The following is a 7,165-nucleotide window of genomic DNA, read 5'->3' on the forward strand; positions in this document are numbered from 1 at the left end:
GCTCGATGATGGGTTCTATTTACGGGCCCCTTGGGGTCCGTTTTTTTTTGTGCCGCATCTTTGCGTGGCGTCAGTTCATAAATCAATTAGAAAGATCGAATAGGGAAGGGGAATGAGACATCAGTCCAAACGTGCCACAGCAGCGCGTCATCAGTCCGTCTGCTTTGTGCCGCGCGCATTGGTCTTGAGCATGATGGGGGCCTTGGCAGTTAGCCAGGCTCAGGCTCAGGAAAACAATGACCGTGTGTTTCAGCTGGGCAAAGTGGTTGTTCAGTCCAGCCTGGATCGCGAGGCTCCTTTGGGGGAGAGCGCAGTCAGCCAGAAAGAAATGCAGGCTTTTGATTTGCGCGATGTGGGTGCCGCCGTTAGTGTGCAACCCGGCGTGACCGTTTCGGCGGGCGGTGCTCGTAACGAACAGATGGTCTATGTGCGTGGCTTCGATTCGCGTCAGGTGCCCTTGTTTCTTGACGGTATTCCACAGTACGTGCCGTACGACGGCTATGTGGACTTTACCCGTTTCACCACCATGGACCTGAGCGAAATTCGCGTGGCCAAGGGAGCAGCTTCCTTACTGTATGGCCCCAATATCATGGGCGGTGCCATCAACCTGGTGACCCGTAAACCCGTCAAAGAGTTTGAAGGCGAGTTCCGCGCCGGTTACGCTACGGGCGATCAACGCTACAGTGCCTTGAACGTGGGCACCAATCAGGGTTCCTGGTACATGCAGGCAGGCTTGTCCTGGTCAGGCGAACGCAGCTTCCCCTTGGGTCGTGGGTTTGAAGATCAAAAAGCACGTCCTACCGACACGGGTGGCATGCGCAGCAATGCTTCTCAAATGGACAAGAAAGCGTCCTTCAAACTGGGTATCACTCCCAATGCGACGGATGAATACGTTATTGGCTACGTGAACCAGAAAGGTCAGAAAGACAATCCGGTCTACACCGGCGTGAACGATGCCAAGCTGGGTCAACGCTACTGGCGCTGGCCATACTGGGACAAGGAAAGCCTGTACTTCCTGAGCTCCACACAGATTGGCGAGAGCAACACGATCAAGACCCGCGTGTACGAAGACAAGTACAAGAACGGTCTGGATATGTATAGCAATGATCAATACGCGACCCTGACTGGCCCGACCAGCGAGTACACGGACCGTACCCGTGGCGCTGCCCTGGAATGGGTCAACACCAGCCTGGACAATCACGAGCTGCATTTTGCCTTGCACTACAAGGAAGATCAGCACCGTGATCCCAAGCCATCGGGCACTGAGCACTACAAGGACGTGACCACGTCTCTGGCGTTTGAAGACCGTATTGCTGTGGGTGAGCTGTGGCAGTTGCGCGTGGGTGCCAGCCACGAACGTCGCAAAGCCAAAGAAGCGCACAACTTTGAAACCGGCGATACCGATGCCACCAACGGTTTGCTGGAGCTGGGTTACGACTGGAGCGATGCCATGCAGGTCTACGGTAGCGTGGCTTACAAGACTCGTTTTCCCACGATTAAAGATCGCTACTCCAGCCGCATGGGCTACGCCCAACCTAATCCGGATCTGAAACCCGAGCACGCCATTCACTATGAACTGGGCTTGCGCGGTCAGCCATGGGAAGGTGCACAGCTGGAATCGGCGCTGTTCTTGAGCCAGGTGCGTGACATGATTCAAAGCACGGTTATTCAGGCTCCCGGTTGTGACAAGTACCGTCCAGTGGGTTTTTGTGATCAGGCCACCAACGTCGGCAAGGCTCGTCAAATGGGTCTGGAGCTGTCTTTGCAGCAGGAGCTTTCTGCTCATTGGTCGGCAGGCCTGGCGTACACATATTTGAATCGTCGCAACCAGTCTGACTCGGACGTCAAATTGGTGGATACGCCCAATCATCGCCTGTTTGCTCACCTGAGCTGGAAGCCCACTGCGCAGTGGGAAGTGATGGGTTCGGTGGAAACCGAAAGCGGCCGCTATTACTCCTACGCCAATAGCAAGGGTGATCAGATCTACGAAAAAACACCGGGCTTTGCCTTGTTGAGCTTGAAAGGTATCTGGCGTCCGAATTCGGACATCACACTGGAAGCCGGTGTGCGTAATCTGGGTGACAAGCTGTACCAATACAAAGAAGGCTACCCCATGCCCGGACGTGTCTGGTTTGTGGGCGGAAGCTATCGTTTCTAAAGCCGTTTTGTGATTTGCAGTTAAAGGGGGAGAGGCATAAATGAAGCGTCGTGATGTATTGTGTGCCTGGGTGGCACTGACTATGTTGGCGCCTCATGCCCGTTTGCTGGCCCGGTCCGAGCAGGCCGGGACCAGCCGCTCTATCAGCTTGCATATCAGTGTGGCGGGCAAGCTGCCTGATCCGGCTCAAGTGGGGCGGGTAGCGGCAGCCGGTCCGCCCGCTTCTGTGCTGGTGTATTGCCTGGCACCCCACGCGCTCTTAGGTTGGCCTTTTCAGCTGGCTCCTGCTGCACGCAGCATGATGGAGGCCGCTGGTTTTTCCTTGCCGTATCTTGGCCGTCTGGCCGGTCGGGGCAGTACCTTGTCCCTGGAAAGCCTGCTGGCCTTGAAGCCCGATATGGTCGTGGATATAGGCGATGTGAATCCCTATTACGAGTCTGCCGCCAAATCCGTGCAAGAGCAGACGGGCGTGCCTTATGTCTTGCTGGATGGTCGCCTGAACGACAGCCCGGCGCAGTTGCGTCAGGCAGGTCATATCCTGGGGCAGGCCGAGCGCGGCCAGCAACTGGCCTTGCGTGCACAAGCGATTCTGGATACCGCACATCAGGCCGCCAACCCCCGCGCCAAAGGCTTGAAAGCCTATTTGGCACGCGGTAACGATGGTCTGGAAACCGGCATGGGTCAATCCATTCATACCGAGGTGCTGCGGCTTTGCGGTTTGACGGTAATGGGTGACGAGAAAACCGATAATCGCCTGGGCCGTATTTCCTACGAACAATTATTGGCCTGGGACCCGGACATGCTGTTTGCTCAGGATGATGCTTTCTTTGAGCTGGCCCGTACTCAGGCTCCCTGGAATCAGCTCAAGGCAGTGAAGGAAGGACGCTTGTACCGCGTACCCGCCTTGCCCTTTGGCTGGCTGGATGGCCCGCCGGGAGTCAATCGTCTGGCCGGGGTGATCTGGCTTAATGCCTTGCTGGAAGGCAGTGCTGCCATGCCACGCATGTATTCAGAGTTGCAGGAGTTTTACTCGGCTTTTTACGGCATGTCCTTGAGCGACGAGCAGGTCAAGCGATTGGTACAAGGGCTGGACCTGCTGGGTTCGCAGCAAGGCGCATGAAGTCAGGTTTGTCCTACGGGCTACTACTGCTTTTACTGGGGCTAGTTCTGGCCGTATTGGTGGTGTTTGCCCTGGGGCAGGGGGCGTATCCCTTGTCCGGAACAGAAGTGCTGCGCGCCTTGGTCGCCGGTTTTGGTAGCGATCCAGAAGCGGGGCAGAGTCAGGCCGTACGCGTGGTCTGGGATTTGCGTCTGCCACGTATTGCAGCGGCTTTGCTGGTGGGGGCGGCGCTCTCGACCGCAGGCGCGGCGTATCAAACCATGTTTCGCAATCCACTGGTTTCACCCGATATCCTGGGTGTGTCCTCGGGTGCAGGTCTGGGGGCGATTCTGGCCATTTATTTGAATTTTTCCTTGTTCGGCGTACAGATGGCGGCCTTTGTTGGCGGCCTGCTAGCGGTGGGCATTGTCTTGAGTCTGGCGCGCATGCTGCGCCATCATCCACCTATCCTGATACTGGTTCTGGCCGGGATGGCGGTGGGTACCTTGCTGGGTGCCGCCCTATCGCTTATCAAGATTCTGGCTGATCCATACTCCCAATTGCCTTCCATGACCTTCTGGCTGCTGGGTGGGCTAAGCGCTGTGCGCTCTTACGAAGTCTGGCCCGCTGCATTGATGGTATTGGCGTGCATCGTCCCTGTCTGGCTTTTGCGCTGGCGTATCAATGTCCTGGCCCTGCAAGATGACGAGGCCCGCTCCTTGGGTATGTCCGTCTCTGCCTTGCGTTGTCTGCTGATCGTTTGCGCGACCTTGATGACGGCGGTGTGCGTGGCCCTGGCTGGAATTATAGGTTGGGTCGGTTTGCTGATCCCGCACGCGGCCCGTTTATTGGTTGGCCCGGACTTCTCCCGTCTATTGCCCGTTTGCTTGTTGGTGGGCGCCGCCTTCCTCTTGTTAACCGATACCTTGGCACGCAGCATAGGCACATTGGAGCTGCCCTTGGGCGTGCTGACAGCCTTGGTGGGTGCTCCCGGCTTCTTGCTGTTGCTGGCTCGTGGTGCGAGGCAGCGATGAGCGAACAAGGCTTGGAAGCGATTGATCTGGCTGTAGGCTACGGGCGCAAGCAAGTCGCCAGTAATTTGAATCTGCGCGTACAGACCGGGCAGGTCGTTTGTTTGCTCGGGCCGAATGGCAGCGGTAAGTCCACCTTGCTGCGCACCTTGCTGGGCCTGCAGCCGCCTTTAAAAGGGCAGGTGAAGGTGCAGGGCAAGCCCCTGGAGCAATGGAGTGCGCGTGCCCTGGCCAGACAACTGGCTTATGTACCGCAAGCGCAGGAGTCGGCCTTTGCCTTTACGGTAGAGCAATGGGTCTTGCTGGGTTGCGCCAGTGAGCTGGCCTGGTACACCCAACCTCGGGCCGCCGACCGGCAATGGGTAGGCGTTTGCCTGGAGCGGTTGGGCATAGGGCAGCTGGCTCAAAAACGTATTGATCAGATCAGCGGTGGAGAGCGTCAGCTGTGCGTGATTGCACGGGCCTTGGTGCAGCGTTCACAGTTCTTGATCATGGACGAACCCGCCTCCAGCCTGGACTTCGCGAATCAATTACGGGTACTGGATCAAGTCTCGCACTTGCGTCAGGAAGGTCTGGGTGTGCTTTTGTGTACGCATCAACCCGAACATGCGGCCCGCGTGGCGGACTGGGTGATCTTGTACCAGGAGGGGGGCATATTGGCGCAGGGAGAGCCCCGCGACATGCTTAGTCAGGCCAGTTTGCGCCAGCTGTACCAACTGCCAGCGCATGCCTTTGAACTACCTGATTGGTATGCGCGAGGGGCCTGAGGCCCCCCGAGCTTCTCACATGTTTTTCAAGGCAGCACGACCATATTGGTTGTTGTGCTCCACTACACGCGTCAGCATGGTCATAAAGGTCTGGCGCTGCTTGGCGGTCAGTGGGTCCAGCAGTCGTTCCTGGGCGCGGTTCATGCCCGCACTGATTTCCTTCATCGCCGCCAATCCTGCTTCGGTGATGTACGTCTGGCGGGAGCGGCGGTCTTCGGGGTTGATACGGCGTCCCAGCAAACCTTTTTCCTCCAGCCTGCGGATGACATCGGCCGAGGTGGTGCGATCCAGCCCCAGCTCGTAGCCGATCGTGGTTTGATCCAGCCAGGGTGAACCCATCAACACGGACAGGACACCGTGTTGGACAGGGGTGAGGTCACTTTTGCACTCCTCGTAAAACATGGCGTAGTGAATCTGGTTAAGACGGCGGACCAGAAAACCAGGCCGGGACCACAGTTTGCGTCGATACAGCTCGGCATTTTCTTCTTCCACTGGACCCAGGATTTCGGCCTCGTCGGCTTCCAGTCGTTCTTCTTGCTTTAGCTCGGCGTGATTCTTCATGGATAAGTCAGTCATCGATTGAGTGGCCTTCAGCCCGTTGCCAACAAGGCAGCACACTGAAAGCGGGACGACCTGCAAAGGGTACGGCTGCAAGGTCGGCGTCTACAAGGAAAGCAGGGCTACGCTAACGTGAACAAAAGCCCTGATTTCTGATTTGCAGTCATTTCTACAGGTGCTGTCCACGCCCCAAAGTATATGTGATTTCCCGACTTGCTGAAAACAATAATAATCAGCATACTGATAGATATTGTTGGGGGGTCAAACGATTGACCTTATGTAAATCAATAATTTAGGGAAAATTTACGGTGAAACGCATTAAAAAAATAGCACTGGAGGAGCACTTCAACGCCGTTGGCTTTGAGGATTATTCCAAGGCCTTTGTCAAACATATTGACAGTGCCGACGCGCGTGAACTGATGGCTCGTTTGCATGACTTCGACGCCCAGCGTCTGGAGGTGATGGATCGTGCCGGTATCGAGTACGTTGTGCTGTCGCAGACCGGCCCTGGGGTACAGGTGGAAAAGGATGTGTCCGTCGCTATCGAGCGTTCACGTCAGAACAATGATTTCCTGGCGCAGCAAATTGCACGCCATCCCGATCGTCTGGGCGGCTTTGCCACTTTGCCCATGCAAGACCCGGCTGCTGCCGCGCAGGAATTGACGCGTGCGGTGCATGATCTGGGCTTGAAAGGCGCTTTGGTTAACGGTCACACGCATGGCGTGTACTACGATGGCCGCGAATATGATGCCTTCTGGGAAACCGTGCAGAAGCTGGATGTGCCGTTCTATCTGCACCCCTTTGATGCTTATGAAATGCCGCACGCTTACACGGGCCACCCGGAGCTGATGGGTGCAACCTGGGGCTGGGGCGTGGAAACCGGCACCCACGCGCTGCGCATGTTGTTCGGTGGTGTGTTTGATCGCTGCCCGGATGTGAAGTTGATCTTGGGTCATATGGGTGAAGGCTTGCCGTTCCAGCGCTGGCGCTACGACAGCCGCTTTGCCGTGTACCCACATGGTGTGACCTTGAAGCGCAAGCCTTCCGAGTACATCGGCAGCAACATCCTGATCACTACTTCGGGTGTCTGTTCTGCCCCAACGCTAATGGGCGCAATTGGTGAAATGGGTGCCGAAGCCGTGCTGTTCTCGGTTGATTACCCCTACGAGTCCACCGAGCTGGCCGCTGATTTCATCGAGGCAGCGCCTATGGATGACAAGACACGCGAGCTGGTTTGCTACGGCAACGCGGCCCGTCTGTTCAAGCTGGACCGGAGCTAAGCATGAGCACATTTCTGTACGGCGCTCATGTGCACGCCAATGGCATTCGTCAGCATTACCTGCGTTTTGGTGGTTCCGTTGGTGGGCGTGACCAGCGCCCAGCCGTCATCATTGTTCCTGGTATCACCAGTCCGGCTGTGACCTGGGGCTTTGTGGGCGAGCAGTTCGGCAAGCACTTTGATACCTACATTCAGGACGTACGTGGTCGCGGTTTGAGCGAAGCGGCTGAAGGTATGGATTACAGCCTGGATGCGCAGGCGGATGACTTGATC

Annotated in this window: 7 protein-coding genes; 6 read left to right on the forward strand and 1 reads right to left on the reverse strand. The window is 56.8% G+C overall.

The features are described 5' to 3' along the window. Nucleotides 1-112 precede the first annotated feature (112 nt). The 4 genes from WFM49_RS16235 to WFM49_RS16250 are packed head-to-tail and all read left to right on the forward strand — an operon-like array spanning nucleotide 113 to nucleotide 5,055. A complete protein-coding gene (locus WFM49_RS16235; protein WP_336974312.1) occupies nucleotides 113-2,158 on the forward strand; it encodes a TonB-dependent receptor plug domain-containing protein in 2,046 nt (681 codons plus the stop codon). Nucleotides 2,159-2,198: 40 nt separating this feature from the next. Next, a complete protein-coding gene (locus WFM49_RS16240) occupies nucleotides 2,199-3,278 on the forward strand; it encodes an ABC transporter substrate-binding protein (protein WP_336974314.1) in 1,080 nt (359 codons plus the stop codon). Further along, nucleotides 3,275-4,291: a FecCD family ABC transporter permease gene (locus tag WFM49_RS16245; RefSeq protein ID WP_254498862.1), complete on the forward strand. Its 1,017-nt coding sequence runs from the start codon at nucleotides 3,275-3,277 to the stop codon at nucleotides 4,289-4,291. Before WFM49_RS16240 ends, WFM49_RS16245 begins: the two co-directional genes overlap by 4 nt. Then, nucleotides 4,288-5,055 carry an ABC transporter ATP-binding protein gene (locus WFM49_RS16250; protein WP_336974317.1) on the forward strand — a complete coding sequence of 256 codons (768 nt, stop codon included), beginning with the start codon at nucleotides 4,288-4,290 and terminating at the stop codon, nucleotides 5,053-5,055. The genes WFM49_RS16245 and WFM49_RS16250 overlap by 4 nt, the downstream gene beginning before the upstream one ends. Before the next feature lie 15 nt (nucleotides 5,056-5,070). Here the strand turns inward: WFM49_RS16250 and WFM49_RS16255 are convergent, their stop codons facing one another. Then, nucleotides 5,071-5,631, reverse strand: a complete 561-nt coding sequence (locus tag WFM49_RS16255; protein ID WP_009460842.1) for a MarR family winged helix-turn-helix transcriptional regulator — start codon at nucleotides 5,629-5,631, stop codon at nucleotides 5,071-5,073. A 290-nt stretch (nucleotides 5,632-5,921) separates the two neighbouring features. Here WFM49_RS16255 and WFM49_RS16260 point away from each other — a divergent pair, with 290 nt between their 5' ends. After that, on the forward strand, nucleotides 5,922-6,893 hold the full coding sequence (locus WFM49_RS16260) for an amidohydrolase family protein (protein ID WP_009460844.1): 972 nt from the start codon (nucleotides 5,922-5,924) through the stop codon (nucleotides 6,891-6,893). A gap of 2 nt (nucleotides 6,894-6,895) precedes the next feature. Then, a partial coding sequence (locus tag WFM49_RS16265) for an alpha/beta fold hydrolase (protein WP_442893037.1) occupies nucleotides 6,896-7,165 on the forward strand: 270 nt, incomplete at its 3' end.

Source organism: Alcaligenes sp. PF14, from assembly GCF_037150615.1.
Classification (GTDB): Bacteria; Pseudomonadota; Gammaproteobacteria; order Burkholderiales; family Burkholderiaceae_B; genus Alcaligenes; species Alcaligenes phenolicus.